The following is a 16381-nucleotide window of genomic DNA, read 5'->3' as shown; positions in this document are numbered from 1 at the left end:
TTCAGACCGAAAGAAAACAAAGACAAGCTTATAAGCGGCTCCATCGAACGCCATGCCCCTAGCTGGGCAGTAGCTGGGTTGGCAAGAGGGGAGATAAGCTTTATTCTATTTTGAAGATCAGGAATGGCTATATTAGTGTTCCTGTCTATAGACAAGCTATCATGAATCGCCAGAACCAATCTCTTGGCTGCCATACAGAAAATGAGCAAAAACTGCGATAGCGTAGTATTCTTTTCTTTCGATTAATTTTATCTCTCGCCAAAAGCTAAAATTTAAATATAAATAATGCTATAGATCAATACAGACATGAAAAGAGTAGCGATAGGCTTTTCCTAAAGCCTCTCAAATACTGTATTATTCAGCCCAAAATATGAAATATTGTTATTTCTTATCAGCATATCCCACTTGGGAAGCAAGTTACGGTATGCAAGGATAATTTATTATGACTTACCTTCCCCCGAGTAACAACGATCAATCACCTGCGAACACTAAAGCTACTTCCGCAGAATTACGTAAGCTGGTTCCAACGGTTACTATTCGAGACGTCGCGGCGATGTCCGGTGCTTCTATTAAGACGGTATCGCGTGTTTTAAATAATGAACCCAATGTTCGTCCTGAAATGCGTGAACGTGTTTTACAGGCCGCACATAAACTCAATTACCATCCTAATATGGCGGCACGTAGTCTGGCGGGACGTCAATCTTATATGATTGGCCTGTTTTATGAAAATCCTAGTCCCAATTATGCCATTAATGTTCAGACCGGTGCTTTGGATCGACTTCGGGGTGAATCTTATCGCCTACTCATGTTTCCGGTAGAAAATTTCAAAGAATTTCACGGTAAGATGATTGCTATTATTCGTAGTTCGGGATTGGCCGGGGTCATTTTAACACCGCCCATGTCGAATGATCCAGAGCTGATGGAAGAGTTAGACCAAAGTGGTGTACCCTATGTAAGGGTTGCTGGCACTGAAGCCCGTGCCGGTTCACCCCGCATCATCATTAAAGATATGATCGCAGCTCGGGAAATGACCCGTTATCTTATCGGGTTGGGGCATCAGCGGATTGCCTTTATTCGGGGCGATCCTATCCATCCGGCCAGTAGTGCGCGCTTTGAAGGCTATTGCTATGCTTTAAAAAGTGCGGGCATTCCTTTTGATCCCGATTTGGTCGTGGCCGGTGATTTTCGGTTTACCAGTGGTCTTGCCGCTGCCCGTAAACTTTTTGCCCTTAATCCGCGGCCTACGGCTGTCTTTTCTTCCAATGATGATATGGCTGCCGGTATTGTTCAGGCTGCCCATGAACATGGTATTTCTGTACCGAGAGAATTATCCGTTGTCGGTTTTGATGACAGTCAGTTGGCATCTATTGTCTGGCCCCGTATTACAACCATGCGGCAACCTATCTCGGCGATGGCCTATACGGCGACCGATATTATTCTAAACTTGCTGGAACATGGCTGGAATACGGAAGAAACCCGAACGGTCGAATTAGATCATGCCCTGATTATTCGTGAATCCGCCGGGCCGCCGCCCCTTCCCCCTTATGCGCATAGTAAATTAGGGTAGCCCTTATTTTTATCTGCTTCATCAGTGGATCGCTTTTTTCTCCTTATTTTTTCTATAGATTCTGAAAAAGAGCGCCAAGAAAGCTATGACAAGGAGAATGCCACCGAGCATCAGGGAATATAGATAGCGCATCAAAAACGGTTTTTCGCCCCCTTGACGCGCTGTCTTGATATTGGCTGCTGTCAAATGGTGATCTCCGCTTCCGAAGCTGCCCGTCACGTAATTAGCGAGACGGGCAATTTCTTCATCCGAAAGAGATTGCACCATGGACGCCTTACCAAAAGAAGGCATAAAAACTTCATACCCGTTTGTTTTACGCTGAACGCCGTTCAAAATAGTCATCACCAAATTATCGGGACGCTCGGCACCGGTCGTCGTATTGTTATATAAAGACGGGATATGCTGATCAGGGGAGCCGCCACCATTTTCGCCATGGCAACTAGCACAATTGTTACTATAAAGTGCTTGCCCATTCAGTGGGGGCGTTTGACCGACGATTTCAGTTTTCCCCGTTCTGATATCTATACTATCCTTCTCCTCACCATACTGATCCCGAGGGCGAAGGGCTGTCTTATTATTTTCTAAAGGCGGAACCTGTTTGATATAAGCCGCCAAGGCATGAAGGTCGCTATCACTTAACTTGCTTAGGCTATTGGTAACAGCTTCCCCCATACCATCCGCGGCACGCGCTTTCCCCGGTAAGCTACCCGTCTTTAAATATTGGAAAAGCTCTTCCTCTCGCCAGCGACCGATACCGCTATTAAAGCTGGCCGTGATATTAGGGGCATACCACCCGCTTAAGGGGCTTCCTCCTAGGTAAGCCTTTTTCTTTTCTGCCATAAAAATGTTACGGGGCGAATGACAAGTGCCGCAATGTTCAAGCGTATCAGCCAGATAACGCCCTTTATCTAGACCTTGCAGATGATCAAAATCGATTTTGGAAGGCTTATCCGACAAGAACAAGATATTCCACCCCATCATCAAAGCCCGGACATTGAAGGGAAATGTTAATCTAGTCTTGTTATTTTTATGAAAAACAGGGGCCACACCCTGCATAAAATAGCGATAAAGTGCATGAATATCGCCATCACTAAGCTTTGCATAAGCCGTATAGGGCATAGCAGGGTAAAGATGGCTACCGTCTTTCCGAATACCTTGACGTAAAGCGCGGCTAAAATCAGCCTCGCTATAATGTCCGATCCCTGTATCCGCATCGGGGGTAATATTCGTCGATATAATATTCCCCATAGGGGAGACTATCGTAACGCCTCCTGAAAAAGGCCTACTGTTGGGTGAGGTATGGCATGCCATGCAATCGGCGGCCGTTGCTAAATACTGACCTTTTTGAATAAGTTCTAGATTATAGGCTGTTCGGTTTTCTGCCCATAAAGGGGCACAAAATACGAGTGCCAAACCACTTCCCAAGAAAATTTTTTGGGAAAGATTACTGCGCAATTTAAAGGAAAAATCAGCCATGATAAATATCGCTTTTTAGCGTAGAAGCTACCCTTAACGCCAAAGCCGCCACGGTTAAGGTTATATTACCCGTTCCCATCGACGCAAAAACCCCTGAGCTGGCAATGAACAGATTTTCATGATCATGTGTTCGGTTGTGACCATCTACGACCGAATTTTTGGGATCATGCCCCATAATAGTGCTACCTGACGGATGATCTTGGGGAAAATAACCCGGCGTCCAACGGGGGTCTGATCCTTTCATTAATCCCATTATTTCTTTAAATAAAGCACGGGATTGATCACAGCTACGCACAGTATAATCCGGTAGCTTATAATAAATTTCGGGATGCGGAATTCCCAGAATATCTTTATGCGTTTTACTTAAAGTCAAACGATTATCAGGATCAGGCAAGCCTTCATTATGGCTGAATAATCGTACTAAATGAGCTGCACCATAGCGGATTTCATTTTCAAGTTCTTTGCCGACATAGCCTTTATCAATCGCTAGGGCTGTTGCCAGATCAATTTGGTTATCATCCACCATATGAACCAGCGATGCGCCCCGTTCATTACGCCAAGGGCCGTCCCGAAAACTGTCAATTACATTCGTTTCCAAGGGGCCACGACCACACCAAAGTGATTCATTACCACTCATAAAAGTGACCTGAACACCAGTATGATCCATCATATTACGCCCCACCTGATCAGAGCTATTCGCAATACCATTAGGGTTCTTGTCATCTGCAGAGAGCAACAAAAGTTTCGCGGATTCAATACAATGGGCAGCAATGACAAATATTTTACCTGTCACCCGATAAGATTCTTTATTAGGGTCATAATAATGAACCGCAGTTATCCGTTTATTGGAAGGGTCGGTTTCTATTTTATAGACCACCGCATTATCAATAAAACGTGCACCAGCAGCTTCGGCATGAATAACGGTGTGAATGCCATTATACATGGCTCCGATCGGACAGAGCGGCATACAATTATTATTACCTTCACAGGTAGGCCGGTTGTCATACCGTTTTGTATTTCGTGCCTGTGGTTCATGCACCACCCGATAAGGGGTATGGGTATCAATTAACTTTTTGAATTGTTCGGCGGCATAAGAAAGCGGCAGCGCTTCCATTGGATAGGGATTTTTTCGTGGAGATCCTAAATCCTCTACTTTGGGATCTGGGCCACAAACACCCATCATCTTTTCGGCCTGATAATAAAATGGCTCTAAATCATCATAGGTCAGCGCCCAGTCTCGCCCTACTCCATAACGACTGCGAAGTTCAAAATCAGAGGGAAGATAACGCCATGCACAGGCTGACCAATGCCATGTTGTTCCGCCAAGAATACGTAAATAGCTTTGCTGATAGGCTTCGGCATCGGGACCCGTTGTGTGTAGGTAACGATTAGGTCTGTTCTGATCTGGCGGATGCATTGACCATGCAGTAGGCGGGTAAGGTTCGTCATATTTGTTTTTGTTGACGACATTACGACAGTTATCGAGAATACGCTGCCGTTCAACGCGAGGTCCAGCTTCTAAAACGAGGACGGAAGCCCCCGTTTCGGCTAATGTCTTGGCAATACTGCTACCAGATACGCCAGAGCCAACAATAATAATGTCAGCAGAAAGGGTTTGATTCTGACCCATCGCTATACTCCTGCTTTATTGGCCTAAATCTTTGGGAATGGACGGGGCCATAACAGGCTGTGTTTGAGTGGGTAATATCGTAGGCGGTTTCGAGGCCCAATAAAAAACCTCTCCATTTGCATAAGTCTTAGGGTAGAGAACATTTTTAGTCAGCGTAAACATCATCGCAGACTGATAAACGATGACCTTGTTATTAACGATACCGCGATACCAGCCATGAAGAATGTCACGGATAACGTTGGCAAGCTGACTGTTTTCTTGGACCACGGCGCGTGTAAAATCGCGCGCAGATTCCCAATTTTTGCTTTTCAGAATTTTGTGCATCTGAACAATTTGAGAAAGGCGTTTTTCGTCACTTTCTATTAGATTTTTCAAGAGAGCCTGTCCCATGGTGGGGTCAAGTGTGGCACGATCGGTTAGGCGCAGAGAAACCCTCATAAAGGCCAATAAGGATGAGGAAGAGGATCCTTTTGAAAAGGCAAAGGAAGAAAAAACACCCGTTAGGGCAATAATGGATAAACCAAGGCCAGATGATAAAAAATGACGGCGATTCCAAGGTAATAAAAAAGAGGTTTTACAATTTATATTTTTGAATTGGGCAGGGTTTGCCATAGCGTAATACAGCCTCAATACTTCAACAAAAAGCCATCCTGATTATCAGGATGGCTTTACAATCGATTTATCGATTATTTACAATATAAAAATCAAAAATTATTTATTTAACGCGTCCAAATTTGAATAGGTTAATGATAGCAAGGAGAATGACCGCACCCGCTAAAGAGACTAGAAAGCTACGGATAGTCAAACCCGCTTCACCAATATCACCACCATTAAAAATAAAGCCACCGATAGAAGCGCCTACTACACCGACAATAATGTTAATAATGATACCATTACCGCCATGTTGCATAATGCTTCCGGCGAGCCAGCCGATAATACCGCCGACGATCAGCCATGAAATTAACCCCATTATGAACCTCCATCCATCACTTTAAAATTTCATAATATTGATTAAACAAACGTTTAATATTTAATATCTGTTCCCTATCGGCAAATTTTTAAAAAAAATTACGAAACAAGATTATCTGTCCTTAAAAAAAAGGCGGCCATTACTGACCGCCTTTCTGAAATTTTATGTAAAGTATTTAAAATTATTGATAATTACGACGGATGAAGGAAGCGACATCATCATGTAACACCTTCAGAGATTCTTTATTAACATAAACCATATGACCTGATTTATAGTAATGATATTCAATATTTTGTTTTAAGCTGTCCCTGATCGGAAGATGATGCATTTCATACCACCCTTCATAATAAGGGGTAGCAAGGTCGAAATAACCACCAGCGACCATTATTTTTAATTTGGGATTAGTGGTCATAGCAGAAGCAAGATCAGGCAATACATTAACAGCCCAAGGCACAATTGGCCCATTTGGTAAACGGTGCTGATAGTCCCATTTATGAATAGGCACATAGGATTTATAGGCCCGGCCCTCCCCGAAATGGAGCTGTCTTAGGCTATAATCGTTAAAAGCCGAAACATACGCCGATGACAGCGCAGAGCTTTGCGGATCGTAAGTGGCTTCTTTTTCCAAAGGATCAAGCGTCGGACCAGAAAAGCGTGTATCCAGCCGACCCGTTGTAATATCAGATCCTTGCAGATTTTGATTAAATTGTCCGCCGTTCAATCGGAGATCGGATTTCAAAATATAATCGACAGGAATACCGGTATATTGACTGTATTTTTGAGCGATAGCCTGTTTTCTAGCAGGATCTAAAGCGTTGCCTTGCTGAAGCGCCATCGCATATTCAGTCGTGGCGAAATATTCGACTTCTTTTAGAAAGCCTTCAAGATTGGCGGGTTTTTGTCCCGGTAAGCGGTTGTGATACCAAGCGGTCGCCGCATAGGTGGGAAGATTGGTAATATAAGCCTGATCTAATCCCGGATTGAGATTGGGCAGATCGGAATCTAGACCAAAATTCAAAATTTGCGAAAGAAGAATGACACCGTTAAAATCAACAGCATCTTCTTGAAGCATATTAACCAATATCGCAGAACGGGGGGTGCCGTAACTTTCTCCGAATAGATATTTCGGACTGTTCCAACGATTATATTGCGTTAAAAAGCTTTTGATGAATTCGGAAAAGGCAAAGGCATCCTGATCCACACCCAAGAAAGCTTTTTCCTTATCTTTACCAGCGATACGGCTAAAACCTGTCGCCGGAGCATCAACAAAGACGACATCTGCAACATCCATCAAGCTATAATCATTATTGATCAGATGGTAAGGTGCCCCATTATTATGCTCATGATCTTCAGTCACAATACGCTTGGGGCCAAAAGAGCCCATGTGGAGCCAGACAGAGGCCGATCCCGGCCCACCATTATATAAAAAGACAATAGGCCGATTAGCAGACGGGGCATCTTTTTTGAAATAAGCCGTATAAAACATCGAAGCCCGAGGTTGGTTTTTCTCTTTATCTTCGACTGTTTCATCCCAGCCTTTGGGATGGACAATAAGTGTACCGGCCACGGCCTGATAATTAATGCTTTGCCCTTTTACTGTCACCGTCCCATCACTGAAAGAACGGGTCGGTACCAGCTTATCTTCTGCTACTGTTGGTGTAGCCGGCGCTTTTTCCTTTTCCTTGGCCGCCGTATTGTCTGCTTGAACGCTTGTTGTCGTTATAAAAGCCGAAAGGGCTGTCAAACTTAGCAGTATAGATCGAGAAAGACGCATCCAATTCCCCCCTTGATTGGTTAGTAACTATTTAAATAGAATAAATGGCCGTTTTAAACTTTAACAATAATTAAAGATTAGAAAGGCCCCTCCCCTAATTAGCGAAGAAGGTATTTCTTCCTTAATTTTTAGTCAAGAAAGAGTGTCCTATTAAAAAATAAAAAAATATTTATAATGCTATGACTAATAAATTTATTAAGAAAAATTTTGAAAAAATTATCAAACATACAGTATTTTTTCTATTTTTTATTATTAATTATATTAATAAATATTATTAAAATAGCCTAGTAGTTTTGTTATTAAAAAGTTGTATTATCATTCCCCTTTTTTCGTCGTTATAGAATGTGACGTGATCCAAATCGCGAGGATTGGGTTCGTCTTTTTGTCCGCTAGGGCTTAATAACAGGCTATAAATCTGTAAAAATGGAGTGACCCAAAACCGCTTTTCCATTTTTGCGGTAACCAAGCTTTCGTTGTAGTAAGGCTATAAACAGGGAACCAAAATGTCCACTGAAACGGTTGATCCACGCTTTGTTGATATTGATAGCTGGACAAGTAGTTATGCTGTTTCTGCTATGGTTGAAGGGCAGATGGCTGCCATTGCCGCCGTTGCAGGACAGACCGAGGCTATCGCGGCGACGACGGATGCCGCAGCAAAACGGCTTTATAACGGTAATCGGATTATCTATGCGGGCGCAGGGACATCCGGTCGGATTGCGGTTCAAGATGGGGTAGAATTAACCCCTACTTATAATTGGCCCCCAGAACGTCTAGGATTTTTATTAGCGGGCGGCATGAAAGCCTTGGCCACTAGCGTTGAAGGTGCGGAAGATGATGTGGAAGCCGCCTATAAGGAAGTAAAGGCTTTAAAAATTGATGCCCAAGATGTGGTTATCGGCGTAGCGGCTAGCGGTCGTACCCCCTATACCCGAGCGGTTATCAGGGCAGCGAGAGAGGCTGGCGCTTTAACCATTGGAATTGCAAATAATTTAAAGGCCCCCTTATTAGAGGAGGCAGAATATCCCATTGTTGCCGCAACAGGCAGTGAACCTGTAGCAGGTTCAACGCGTATGAAAGCCGGTACAGCCCAAAAAGCGATTTTGAACACCCTTTCAACAGCTATTATGTTAAAATTGGGGCTGGTATGCCGTGGTTTAATGGTCAATATGCGGGTTTCCAATGCCAAATTACGGCAGCGTGCCCATGATATTATCGGGCGGCTGGCAAAGGTTGATGAAGAAAAGGCAACCTGTGCCCTGATAGAAGCGCATGACGATATTAGAAAAGCGGTCTTAATAGCGATGAACCTTTCAGCGGATCAGGCCGACCAGCTTTTAATAGACCATCGGGGCAATTTACGGCAGGCGATGGAGGTTAGATACCTTTAGTCGTTAAGTTATACTAATAGAAAGATAATTTTATGAGCGGCAGCTACGCTGTCAAGGAAAGCTTCCTTACCTTACAGGGTGAGGGTGCACAGGCAGGACGACGGGCAGTTTTTATTCGTTTTTCAGGCTGTAATCTTTGGAATGGCTTGGAACGAGACCGGATGGGGGCAGTTTGTCAATTTTGTGATACTGATTTTGTGGGTCTTGGCGGGGATGGCGGTGGTCGATTTACAGCTAGCCAGTTGGCGACCCATGCTAAAAATCTGTGGCGACAGGGTTTATGTGAGAGCGCCTCTTTACCCGCTCCCGCTAGTCGGCCTTTTGTCGTTTTGACGGGAGGCGAGCCCTTATTACAAGTCGATACTGATTTAATACAGGCCTTAAAATCCCATGACTTTATAATTGCAGTTGAAACTAACGGCACGCGGCCCATGATCGAAGGCATAGATTGGGTCTGTATGAGTCCCAAGGCGGGCGCAGCGCTCGCCTTAAAAAAAGGGAATGAAATAAAGTTAATATGGCCTCAGACAGATATTGATATTGAAGCGCTAGAAAGCCTCGATTTTACCCATTATCTTATTCAACCGATGGATAATGATGAAGCAAGGCAGAATTTAGAAGAAGCCGTTGCCTTTGTTATGCAACGGCCCTTATGGCGACTTTCCCTGCAAACGCATAAGATGATTGGTTTGAAATAAGGACAAGGAAAGTCAGTAATAAAAAATAGTACTTATCTATTTTTGTAGAAAAACAGTTTGGATTTTAGTCTGTTATAAATGATTGCCAGAAAAATGACTTGGGATGAAACAATCGCTGCATTGAGAATACAGCCTATAATACCAACAATGATTTTTAATGTGTGGGTATGGGCAAAAATATAAGCCATAGAAGCGGCATAACTGCTGATAGCAAAAGGCATCATCACAAGAATTAAACGCCAAAACAGCCCTTTTGTTATCTGGAAACTATAACGGGCAGCCTGAAAAGGGGAAGCTTTATCCGTCATCATTATGACATACCAAAAACTGAATTTAATCAGAATAGCGATAGTGACGATAAGGCCTAATGATATAGCGGGATAAAGAAATGCGGGTTGCGTTAAAATTTGGGTATTGCCTAAGAAACGACTTAGGAAATTACCGATTATAAGAAGGGAAAGAAGGACAAAAGTAAAAATCAAGGACAGTGTAAAAAGAAAGACAAAAACAGAAATGACACGGCGAAGCGCCAAAGATAGAGCCTGTTTTACAGTTTCGCCAGAAACGGCGGTCAATCTGGATAAGGTAAGATAACCTACGATGTTAAGAAAGGTACAAAATAACAGTAAGAGCGTATAGTAGCCTTGATGAGGCATAGCCGATGAAAGCGGATTGATATTCTTTTTTTCAATCGACAAAAAAAACATCACAAGATTACTAAAACCGATAGTCGATAAGACGACAGGCGCAATCAACCTGATTTCGCGTTTTATAAAAGAGAAGGTTTCGTTGATAATTTCCGTTATCTTGAAAGAAGGCACAAATTTTTCCCTTTAGCCTGACCAAGCCGAGCACACCCAATATTAGGCATAACCCGTGTTAATACGGGTTCTTATCCCTTTAAAATATCTGTAAAATTGTAACGCTCTTAGCAATATTTCTAAGATGAAAAGTAAAAATAAATACCTATCGTTTTATTTTTATCATAAAGCGCCGACTTAGCCTATCGCTATCCTTTCACTGCTTTAAAGATAAAATCATGGCTTTAGATTCATTGATAGAATGGCAGATTAGCCCTAGGCTGACTGAATATGAATTTGCCCATCAGCAAATGACCGCCCGTGTTGAAGCTATTTTACAGGGCGAAGCCCAAGAGTTGATCTGGTTATTAGAACATCCGCCCCTTTATACCGCAGGCCGCAGCGCTGATCCTAAAGAATTACTGACCCCGCAACGTTTTCCTGTCTATCCTATCGAAAGAGGCGGACGCTATACCTATCATGGACCCGGGCAGCGTATCGGCTATATCATGATAGACATTAAAAAGCATGGGCAAGATGTCAGGCGCTTTGTGCATGGCCTTGAATTTTGGATAATTACGAGTTTATCGCTATTGGGTGTAACCGCTTATAGCGTCCCGGAAAGAGTGGGCATCTGGGTGAATACAGAAGAAGGGGAAGCTAAAATAGGCGCTATTGGCATCCGAATAAAACGGGGAATCAGCTTTCATGGGTTTTCTTTAAATGTTGCCCCTGATCTTGAACATTTTTCGGGTATTGTCCCTTGTGGTCTTCAAGATTTCGGCGTTACCAGCCTCGAGCATCTTCACAAAAACATAGAAATGACAGCTGTTGATGAAGCTTTAAAAGCTTGCTTTCCCCATTTTTTAGCCTTTTTAGAGGCGACATCCACGCCATAAATTCCAAAAAGGCTAAAAATAAGGGCATAGAAAGATGATAATCCTACCTTTAGAAAATACGTTTCAGATAGAAAGCCTTTTTTAAGGCTTATTCTTCCGTGCCATTTCGGCCATATAACGATTTTGCTTAAAAGAAGCCTCTAAAGTCCGTTCAATCAGCGTAAACAACGCGTTATCTTGATCTAAAACATCCATACCTTTTCGTGTACTGCCACCGGGGCTTGCTACCTTTTCGGCCAAAGCATGAGGCGATATATCAGACTGTTTAGCCATAGCGGCGGCGCCTTCCACTGTTGCCAAAGCCATTGGTAACGCCTGATCGGCTGTCAGCCCTAATTTTTCGCCCGCTTTCGCGAGCGCATCAATAAACCGATAGACAAAAGCAGGGCCACATCCAGCCACTGCGGTTGCAGTGTCGAACTGGTCTTCTCTGACCCATTCAACAACGCCCAAGGCACCCATTAATTGATCTATAAACTGTCGTTGCGCTTGGTCGAGTGATTCCGCGCAAAGGGCCGTTACCCCCTTCCCTAAGGAAACAGGTAAATTAGGCATCGCGCGAACAATTTTTCCAGCCTTTGGAAAATATTCCCGCAAAGTGGCCAGTTCAACGCCCGCCAAAACCGAAATAAGAATAGTGTTTGAATCGACGTGGGAAGCGATATTAGGCGCTACCGTAGCCAGCATTTGAGGTTTTACACCCAATAAAAGCGTCGCAGGCGCTGCCTGATCTGCTTCTATATGCGTAACGACGCTTACGCCTTCGGAAATAGGTTTACCAGAAGGCCGGATGACTAATAAATCTTGGGGTTTTATACCCTTTTTCAGCCAGCATTGAATCATACTGCCGGCCATGTTACCCGCTCCGACGATCCAAAAAGGAGCATGAGAATCGTCTAATAAATCTTTAAACTCGGAAGGCATCGCAAGATCAGTCATGAGAGAAATCAGTACTCTATTATTAAATATAAGAGATAAGGCTTATCTGTTCTATTCTGTTCTATAAAGCCCAGATATAGGGTCAGGCTTCGCCAATCGTTTCGATCAGAGCGGCCGCGATAGCCTCTGAAGGGCTTTTATCGGCCCATAACACAAATTGAAATACCGGATAAAAACGCTCACATTCATCAAGGGCGGCCTCGACCAAAGTTTCGGCCTGTATCACAGAAAGATTAGCGTTGCTGTCATCATCCAATAAAACCGCATGACGAAAGAGAACAATGCCGGAAGTGGACCACATTTCAAAATGACCGATCCACAGCTGCTCATTAATTAACCCTAAGGTTTCATAAATAACGCGATGACGATCGGGAGCAACGCGAATATCAGGTAGCGCCAAGAATTGCAGGACACTATCTTCTTCGCGCCAGATCGCCCGTAATTCATACTGCGCCCAGCTGCCTTGAAAGTTAGCTATAATTTCATCATCGCTCTGACGTTCATGAGTCCAGCCATGTGCTGAAAAATAATGTTCCAGCATATCAATTGGTCCAAGGTCATCATTGGCTAACTCATAATCATCAGTGATCACGATTAAGCCCCCCAAAGGCTAAAAATTCATATAAAAAAGGCTGATTAGCGCATCTGTAAAAAATTTTCACGTTAAGAGATGCTTTTCATACATTTTTTAACCAAAATTTTTGAATACGATTATCAGCCTAGGGTATTTTACTTTATATCTTTTTTTGCAGAGGCTTCCAATGCCTCAACACGCATTTTCAAGGTTTCGAATTCATCCCGACTTACAAAATCAAGGCCGCCGATCCATTCACGCAGATGTTCTTTTAAGGTCGCTTCTGCTTCACGGCCCAAACCGGCAAAAGTGCCGACCGCCCCATTGATCACTTTGACGAGATCATCAATTAAATGATTTTCTGTCTGCATTTTCAAATTCCCCTGCAATAATAAGGTTAACCTTGTTTCTGATGTGGCCTTTATAAAAGCGTGAAACAAGGGGCTTCTGCGCTATAGCGAAGGCGGCTGGCATAAATTAACAATGAATAGCTATCTTTCTGGAAAAACAGCCCTTTTACAGGGAAGAAAATAAAGAACAGGATTTTATATTTGTTTTTCGGCGGCGATTAAAAATTCAATATTGCCATCATGACCCGTAATAGGGCTTCTTTCTATGCCAAGGCTGTGCCAGCCTAATCCTTCAAGCCAAGCCGTCACTTCTAAACAAACCCGTTTATGCACATCGGGATCGCGGACAATGCCGCCTTTTGCGACTTCGTCACGTCCGGCTTCAAATTGAGGTTTAATCAGAGCAAGCAGCTTTCCGCCGATTTTTGCAAAAGAAAGCGCCTTTTCCAATATTTTAGTCAGAGAAATAAAACTGACGTCACAGACGACCAAATCTATGGCCTCGGGAATATGCTCGGCGGTTAATAAACGGGCGCTTAATTGTTCATAGACCACAACACGGGGATCTTGTCTTAATTTCCATGCCAGTTGATTGGTGCCTGAATCCACCGCATACACCCGACGGGCACCGGATTGTAACAGCACATCGGTAAAGCCTCCAGTTGAGGAGCCGACATCCAAAGCGGCATAGTCCTCTACTTTCCAGCCAAAATATTTCAAGCCATGGGCTAATTTTACACCGCCTCTAGATACCCATGGATGTTCCTTTCCCTTTAAGCGAAGCGGTGCCTCTACCGATAGAATTTGTCCGGCTTTTTCAATCCGACGATCTTCTGACCAAACATGACCCGCCATAAGTAGGGCTTGTGCAAGGATTGTATTTTCCACAAGACCGCGTTCTACCAGCAGTTGATCGACCCGTTTTTTTTTCGTCTTGTTTGCCATTGCCGCCTTTTACTGTCCGATAGGAAGGGAAAAAAGATTAAAATAGCGTCTCTTTTGCAAGAGAAAAGCGCTTTCATTATGCCCTAACGGTTAGCCTTAAAGCGGTATTTTGACAGAAGTCCAACCAAGCCCGATAAAAATCATAGAGCAGCTATTGAGATAAATCTGTTGGACATCGTAAAAGATCGGTAACTGAATTCAAATTCTGGCACTTTTTAAAGTCATTTTTGATTACCTGTTTTCTTCTTTTTGTAAGAGTTTTTTATGACTGTCATTCATCAAAACGACCTGATCGACAGCATCACTGATGCGTTGCAATTTATCGCTTGTTATCACCCAAAAGATTTTATTGATAGTTTGTATCAAGCCTATCAAAAGGAAGAAAACCCCGTCGCACGGGATGCTTTGGCACAAATTTTGATTAATTCCCGCCTGGCAGCCATTGGGAAACGTCCCATGTGCCAAGATACCGGAATGGTTACCGTTTTTGTCGAAATCGGCATGGGCGTGCATTTTGATAGTCAAATGACTCTTGATGAAATGATCAACGAAGGTGTTAGGCGGGCTTATACTAGTTCGGCTGATATTTTGCGTAAATCCGTCGTTTCAGATCCCGATGGGGCCCGTAAAAATACCGGCGATAATACACCGGCGGTTATTCATCATCATATGGTTTCAGGGGATAAACTTCGGATACGGATTGCGGCAAAAGGGGGCGGAAGCGAGGCCAAAGCCCGTCTGGCGATGCTTAATCCCTCAGATAATATTGTGGATTGGGTGCTGGAACAATTACCAAAAATGGGGGCTGGCTGGTGTCCCCCCGGTATTATCGGTATTGGCATTGGGGGTAATCCTGAAAAAGCAATGGAAATGGCCAAGTCTTTGGCGATGGAATCCATTGATATTCATAGTTTAAAAGCACGGGGTGCCAAAAATCGCGATGAAGAATTGCGACTGGAATTATATGAGAAGATTAATCAATTAGGTATCGGTGCCCAAGGTTTGGGCGGCCTTAGTACCGTACTAGATGTAAAGGTGGGCTCTTATCCTACCCATGCGGCCAATAAACCGGTTGGTTTAGTGCCTAATTGTGCAGCTACACGCCATATTGAATTTACATTAGAGGGTAATGGCCCTGCTGATATGCCCGAAATTAATCTGAGTGATTGGCCGGAAATTACCCGTCTGAGTGATGACAAAGCAAAGAGAGTCAATCTTGATACAGTGACCGAAAGCGAGATCGCAGAATGGCAGCCGGGGGATACCCTGTTGCTTTCGGGTAAATTGTTAACAGGGCGCGATGCAGCCCATAAGCGATTGATAGATTTATTAGACCAAGGAAAACCGTTACCCGTCGATTTTAAAGACCGATTTATTTATTATGTGGGACCTGTTGATCCTATGGCCGGCGAAGTCATGGGGCCAGCGGGACCGACAACAGCCACAAGAATGGATAAATTCACACCCCGTTTGCTGACCGAGACAGGTTTGCGGGGCATGATCGGGAAAGCTGAAAGAGGCGCGGAAACTATTAAAGCTATCCGAGATAATAAAGCGATCTATCTGATCGCGGTAGGTGGTGCCGCTTATTTGATTTCGAAAGCGATTAAAGTCGCAAAAATACTGGCTTTTGAAGATTTGGGGATGGAAGCCATTTACGAATTTGAAGTCAAAGATATGCCGGTCACCGTAGCGGTCGATACAAAGGGCAATAATATTCATAAAACAGGGCCAGAGACGTGGCATAAACATATTTTAGAAGCACATTGTGCCTCTTGTCATGGTTAAATTATAGCCTTCCAAGGCAGATAGTAAGTATCCTATGGCTACTATCTGCCGGCGGCATAAAGTCAGATCACTCTAAAAAAAACGTCTCTTTACAAAAGGCTGCCGTTCAAGCCTATAATTCAAGGCAGTCCTTCACGCGAATTTCTGCCATTTTCCACGGCTATCCTGTTTCCAATAATGCCGCTCCCCTTCTGTATCGGCCAGAAAACGCCAAGCCTTTCGTGCTATCTGGATAGAGGATTCGTCAAAAAAATAGAAAACCCGCTCAAAATTCAAAGATTCTTGGCGCCAAAGCCCATCTGCCAAGGCAATATAAGGGGCATGGTTCAAGGCATCAGGAAGAGACGAGATTAAAATGGGCTGTGCCTCTTCATCCCCTGCCCCCACGCATCCATGGGGCAAAAAACTTTCAGGCGTATAGCACCACAAATGTCGGTCGAGCGCCTTAGCCTGTTGATCGTCTTTTACAACGATCAACAGGTTTTTATCAGCCGTCAGGGCTTTTTCTGCGATACGCGGTAACACATCATCTATTGTTGTTGATAATAAATGATAAAAATCAATGCGTGTTACCAAGAATATC

At 43.7% G+C, this 16381-nt stretch carries 16 protein-coding genes; 5 read left to right on the top strand and 11 right to left on the bottom strand.

What is annotated here, in order from left to right:
- Nucleotides 1-442 precede the first annotated feature (442 nt).
- The gene (locus ZYMOP_RS00235) at nucleotides 443-1567 is read left to right on the top strand and encodes a LacI family DNA-binding transcriptional regulator (RefSeq protein WP_013933351.1); all 1125 of its coding nucleotides are present in this window, start codon (nucleotides 443-445) and stop codon (nucleotides 1565-1567) included.
- Between the two features lie 21 nt (nucleotides 1568-1588).
- Here ZYMOP_RS00235 and ZYMOP_RS00230 read toward each other — a convergent pair whose 3' ends face one another.
- The 5 genes from ZYMOP_RS00230 to ZYMOP_RS00210 form a co-directional block, all read right to left on the bottom strand.
- Nucleotides 1589-3043 carry a cytochrome c gene (locus ZYMOP_RS00230; protein ID WP_013933350.1) on the bottom strand — a complete coding sequence of 485 codons (1455 nt, stop codon included), beginning with the start codon at nucleotides 3041-3043 and terminating at the stop codon, nucleotides 1589-1591.
- Entirely contained in the window at nucleotides 3036-4673 is a 1638-nt protein-coding gene (locus ZYMOP_RS00225; protein WP_013933349.1) for a GMC family oxidoreductase, read from the bottom strand. The genes ZYMOP_RS00230 and ZYMOP_RS00225 overlap by 8 nt, the downstream gene beginning before the upstream one ends.
- Before the next feature lie 15 nt (nucleotides 4674-4688).
- Nucleotides 4689-5285, bottom strand: coding sequence for a sugar dehydrogenase complex small subunit (locus ZYMOP_RS00220; RefSeq protein WP_013933348.1), 597 nt, complete (start codon nucleotides 5283-5285; stop codon nucleotides 4689-4691).
- A gap of 103 nt (nucleotides 5286-5388) precedes the next feature.
- Nucleotides 5389-5643, bottom strand: a complete 255-nt coding sequence (locus ZYMOP_RS00215; protein WP_013933347.1) for a GlsB/YeaQ/YmgE family stress response membrane protein — start codon at nucleotides 5641-5643, stop codon at nucleotides 5389-5391.
- A gap of 181 nt (nucleotides 5644-5824) precedes the next feature.
- The gene (locus tag ZYMOP_RS00210; RefSeq protein WP_013933346.1) at nucleotides 5825-7417 is read right to left on the bottom strand and encodes a S10 family peptidase; all 1593 of its coding nucleotides are present in this window, start codon (nucleotides 7415-7417) and stop codon (nucleotides 5825-5827) included.
- A 503-nt stretch (nucleotides 7418-7920) separates the two neighbouring features.
- Between ZYMOP_RS00210 and ZYMOP_RS00205 the strand changes: the two genes are divergently transcribed.
- Both ZYMOP_RS00205 and queE read left to right on the top strand, forming a co-directional pair.
- A complete protein-coding gene (locus ZYMOP_RS00205) occupies nucleotides 7921-8805 on the top strand; it encodes an N-acetylmuramic acid 6-phosphate etherase (RefSeq protein ID WP_013933345.1) in 885 nt (294 codons plus the stop codon).
- 32 nt (nucleotides 8806-8837) lie between these two features.
- Nucleotides 8838-9503: a 7-carboxy-7-deazaguanine synthase gene (gene queE, locus ZYMOP_RS00200; RefSeq protein WP_013933344.1), complete on the top strand. Its 666-nt coding sequence runs from the start codon at nucleotides 8838-8840 to the stop codon at nucleotides 9501-9503.
- A gap of 32 nt (nucleotides 9504-9535) precedes the next feature.
- Here the strand turns inward: queE and ZYMOP_RS00195 are convergent, their stop codons facing one another.
- Nucleotides 9536-10324, bottom strand: coding sequence for a hypothetical protein (locus ZYMOP_RS00195; RefSeq protein WP_013933343.1), 789 nt, complete (start codon nucleotides 10322-10324; stop codon nucleotides 9536-9538).
- Between the two features lie 218 nt (nucleotides 10325-10542).
- On the opposite strand from ZYMOP_RS00195, the gene lipB reads away from it, so the two are divergent.
- A complete protein-coding gene (gene lipB, locus ZYMOP_RS00190; RefSeq protein ID WP_013933342.1) occupies nucleotides 10543-11202 on the top strand; it encodes a lipoyl(octanoyl) transferase LipB in 660 nt (219 codons plus the stop codon).
- Between the two features lie 81 nt (nucleotides 11203-11283).
- On the opposite strand, the gene proC is transcribed toward lipB, so the two are convergent.
- The 4 genes from proC to ZYMOP_RS00170 all read right to left on the bottom strand — a co-directional run bounded on the left by proC (nucleotide 11284) and on the right by ZYMOP_RS00170 (nucleotide 14010).
- Complete coding sequence (proC, locus tag ZYMOP_RS00185; RefSeq protein ID WP_013933341.1) at nucleotides 11284-12141, bottom strand: pyrroline-5-carboxylate reductase; 858 nt, start codon at nucleotides 12139-12141, stop codon at nucleotides 11284-11286.
- An 82-nt stretch (nucleotides 12142-12223) separates the two neighbouring features.
- Nucleotides 12224-12733: a type III secretion system chaperone family protein gene (locus ZYMOP_RS00180; RefSeq protein WP_013933340.1), complete on the bottom strand. Its 510-nt coding sequence runs from the start codon at nucleotides 12731-12733 to the stop codon at nucleotides 12224-12226.
- A 137-nt stretch (nucleotides 12734-12870) separates the two neighbouring features.
- A complete protein-coding gene (locus ZYMOP_RS00175) occupies nucleotides 12871-13086 on the bottom strand; it encodes an accessory factor UbiK family protein (RefSeq protein ID WP_013933339.1) in 216 nt (71 codons plus the stop codon).
- Between the two features lie 174 nt (nucleotides 13087-13260).
- Nucleotides 13261-14010 carry a TlyA family RNA methyltransferase gene (locus tag ZYMOP_RS00170; RefSeq protein ID WP_013933338.1) on the bottom strand — a complete coding sequence of 250 codons (750 nt, stop codon included), beginning with the start codon at nucleotides 14008-14010 and terminating at the stop codon, nucleotides 13261-13263.
- A gap of 264 nt (nucleotides 14011-14274) precedes the next feature.
- Here ZYMOP_RS00170 and ZYMOP_RS00165 point away from each other — a divergent pair, with 264 nt between their 5' ends.
- On the top strand, nucleotides 14275-15798 hold the full coding sequence (locus ZYMOP_RS00165; RefSeq protein WP_013933337.1) for a fumarate hydratase: 1524 nt from the start codon (nucleotides 14275-14277) through the stop codon (nucleotides 15796-15798).
- Nucleotides 15799-15930: 132 nt separating this feature from the next.
- On the opposite strand, the gene ZYMOP_RS00160 is transcribed toward ZYMOP_RS00165, so the two are convergent.
- Nucleotides 15931-16374, bottom strand: coding sequence for a DNA polymerase III subunit chi (locus ZYMOP_RS00160; protein WP_013933336.1), 444 nt, complete (start codon nucleotides 16372-16374; stop codon nucleotides 15931-15933).
- Nucleotides 16375-16381: the final 7 nt, after the last annotated feature.

It is taken from the genome of Zymomonas mobilis subsp. pomaceae ATCC 29192 (assembly GCF_000218875.1).
GTDB lineage: Bacteria > Pseudomonadota > Alphaproteobacteria > Sphingomonadales > Sphingomonadaceae > Zymomonas > Zymomonas pomaceae.
Note: the sequence above shows the minus strand (reverse complement) of the source record. Positions and strands in the feature narration are given on the sequence as shown.